The sequence below is a fragment of the [Flexibacter] sp. ATCC 35208 genome, from assembly GCF_001975825.1.
GTDB lineage: Bacteria > Bacteroidota > Bacteroidia > Chitinophagales > Chitinophagaceae > Chitinophaga.
This window is the reverse complement of the sequence record NZ_MTKN01000070.1, coordinates 1-3,071: the sequence shown is the minus strand read 5'-3', so window position 1 is coordinate 3,071 and position 3,071 is coordinate 1. Positions and strand designations below refer to the sequence as shown.

The following is a 3,071-nucleotide window of genomic DNA, read 5'->3' as shown; positions in this document are numbered from 1 at the left end:
TTTAGAAAATATTATTTTGCTTTTAACAGTTCAATTGGAAATGGATGTTCCTTCAATCTGCGCATAGCCTGCTCTATCTTTTTTATTATAAAAGGGCTATTGCGCACTGCATCATCCGGAATGCTCGATTTACCAACTATTAACTTTCCCTTTTTTCAAGAAATTGTGAAATTTTTGTAGACATAATTTCTTCCTTTTAATCAAAATTAAACTTTATTTCTGGTAACCCAAAATGCTCCATAGTTCTTGTCAGATTCAAACGGCTGCAACTTTTCAATTTTGTATAAACGACCGTTTTTTTATTGTACCATTTGGCCCCGTACTCTCAAAGTCAAATCTGGCAGTCGTTTCATTTAATATATAAGGATACTTGTCTTTTTTCATGACTATACAAATGTAGGTCGTAATACAACTCAGATTCTATTCATTCTCGTTCATTTTCTGCTGTAACATCGCCATATCCATTGCTACTTTACTCTGCGTTACCTTCGCATAAATCATGGTCGTACTCAGCTTCGTATGACCTAACATCTTACTGATTGACTCTATAGGCACCCCATTCATTAGCGTTATAGTAGTTGCAAACGTATGCCTCGCAAGGTGAAACGTCAGGTGCTTTTTTATCTCACAGATTTCACTGATTATTTTAAGACCTCTATTGATATTTTGATTGGTGGTGCTTGGGAAAATATACTCCGCGTCTTGATTGTATATATTCAATATCGATATTGCCTGTTTGAGTAATGGTACGTATACAGGTGTACCTGTTTTTGCTCTGGATGTCTTAATCCATTTCATTCCATCATTAGCAGTAAATATATTCTCCGGCTTTAAACTCAATAAATCCGCAAATGCCAATCCTGTGTAACAACTGAAAAGAAACAGCTCTTTTACCTGCTTTAGCATCTCATTTTCAAATTCTTTATTCTCTATAGCCTTCAGCTCTTCCAAGCTGAGAAAATCGCGCTCTTTATGCTTAAATTTCAGCTTGTATAATTCAAACGGGTTTTTATCTACCCATTCATTATCCTTCGCCTATTTCATTATTTTCTTCAGGCGCTCCATATGCTTCATAGTCCCATTATTTGTGCATTGATCATGCTCCTTCAATGGCTGGGTCCTATATAATGCTCAAAACCAGTAATAAACTCAAAAGTCAGCCCTCTGAGCAACACATCATTTGTACCATAATGTTTTTTAATAAACAGTTGTAAATAGCTCTCAGTAGTGCGATATTTTTTCATAGTCCCGGGAGCCAGGACTGTTTTCATAATTTCATTGTGATGGCCTATGAGCCACATCAAAGAATGCTGTTCTACAGGCTTATCGTAATTTAAAAATGTCTGCTTCACCATATCCGCATTTATTCCCTCATCTCCCAATCTTAATTGCTGGTAATGCCAGACTAACTTAGCCCTTACCTCTTCCAAATAGCTGTTAAACCGTCTTAACTCATCCGATTTACTCTTAGCACATCCCTTCGCCTCATTCCAATCAGAGGGATTGATTTGCTGTTTCATCCCCAGCTCACACTTAGTCTTATTCACCACGATCCGGGCATACGCATAACATCTCAGTGGTGAGCAAACCCCGGAACCGTTGGCGGATGAAGGCACGGGGGCTACGGCGTCAACCGTGCTGTAATCTATCAGCTTGTACGTGACTCGGCAAATAGTGGAATACGTTCGGTTGTGTTGTGCAATACGACTATATACGGCTGGTGCAATGGTATAAAAAGGGATAGCATACAGGTGCCGTGGTTGATCAGGGAAGCCATAAAAATCGGTACCGCCAGTTACATCGGGAAATGTGAGAATATATGGTCGAATGTGTGCATTTCGACGATCTTGTTGATCTATATGTGCTCGCATTGGTCAAAACGGTGGCAGGAAGTTTTTTTCGTTGAAAATGGTGACTCGAAAGATCATGAAAGCCTGCCTGAATCGTCTGTTGCTTTCATCCAGGTAGCATTCATTAGTATACTTCTAAAATAACGAGAATCAGTTTTTAAACATACTCTAATCTGCCTCATTTGTTTCATTAATTTCAATTGTTCTGTAACGGTCAATAAGTGTCAATTCTTGAACAATCTGAATTCGTCGGGACCACTCCTAAGAGTTTCTTCTAAATGACCGGGGCATAAAATGGAAACATTGTAGGGCATGTGATTTATATAATGGACCAATACAGGGTATAATTAAAATGGGAAGTTACTATTACTGTTGATTCAATTATTTTCCTACGCTATTTGGTTAAAGGGATCGAACTTGTTAGAACATGTTTAAAAATAAATCGGCGGGAAATTAGTTGAAAACGAATCGATCAATTAGTTTGGATTTACCAGAAACAAACTATGAGACCGAAGTACACATTATTGACCGATTCGCAATGGCAAAGTATAGAAAAATTATTAACAGACAAAAGAAAGCGTAAATATTGTCTTCGAAAGATATTTAATGCTATTCTATGGATCTGCAGAACGGGTTGTCAATGGCGCAATTTAAGCAGCGAATTCCCTTACTGGCAGATTGTTTACTATTATTTTAACAAGTGGAAGAAAAATGGATTCTTTGAAAAGGTTATGAGTAAGGTTGTAAGAAAAGAACGAATGATGCAGGGCCGAAATTATGCACCTTCTGCAGCAGCGATTGATAGCCAGAGTATAAAAAAAAGTCCATTTATAAATATTGAAACAGGCATTGATGGCGGAAAGCATATTAATGGACGAAAAAGGCACCTGGCGGTGGATAGTCTGGGCTTACCAATAGCGATCAGTGTCAGTGCAGCAGATATTCATGACTCAGTAGGTGGATTTGACTTATTGTGGAGAATAGAAAAAAATAGTTCAAGAATGAAGCTTATTCGTACTGACATGGCCTACAGGGGTGAATTTAGTGATACTGTTGAAAAGTACTATAAATGGAATATAGAAATAACTCAGAAACCGCCGACAGTAAAAGGTTTTGTTCCACAAACCGGTAGGTGGCAGGTTGAACGATCATTCGCGTGGCGTAAGTATTCGGACCTCGGCATTCCAGAATAATGTTTTACAGCCCTTATCTTTGCTGCTG

General features: G+C 38.2%; 4 protein-coding genes. 2 read left to right on the top strand and 2 right to left on the bottom strand.

What is annotated here, in order from left to right:
• A partial coding sequence (locus tag BW716_RS37880; RefSeq protein WP_220388863.1) for a hypothetical protein occupies nt 1–180 on the top strand: 180 nt, incomplete at its 5' end.
• A 240-nt stretch (nt 181–420) separates the two neighbouring features.
• Here BW716_RS37880 and BW716_RS29615 read toward each other — a convergent pair.
• Both BW716_RS29615 and BW716_RS29610 read right to left on the bottom strand, forming a co-directional pair.
• Entirely contained in the window at nt 421–951 is a 531-nt protein-coding gene (locus tag BW716_RS29615; RefSeq protein ID WP_083729688.1) for a site-specific integrase, read from the bottom strand.
• A gap of 155 nt (nt 952–1,106) precedes the next feature.
• On the bottom strand, nt 1,107–1,871 hold the full coding sequence (locus BW716_RS29610; protein WP_083729687.1) for a phage integrase SAM-like domain-containing protein: 765 nt from the start codon (nt 1,869–1,871) through the stop codon (nt 1,107–1,109).
• Nucleotides 1,872–2,353: 482 nt separating this feature from the next.
• Here BW716_RS29610 and BW716_RS29605 point away from each other — a divergent pair, with 482 nt between their 5' ends.
• Entirely contained in the window at nt 2,354–3,043 is a 690-nt protein-coding gene (locus BW716_RS29605; protein WP_083729686.1) for an IS5 family transposase, read from the top strand.
• The last annotated feature ends 28 nt before the right edge of the window (nt 3,044–3,071 follow it).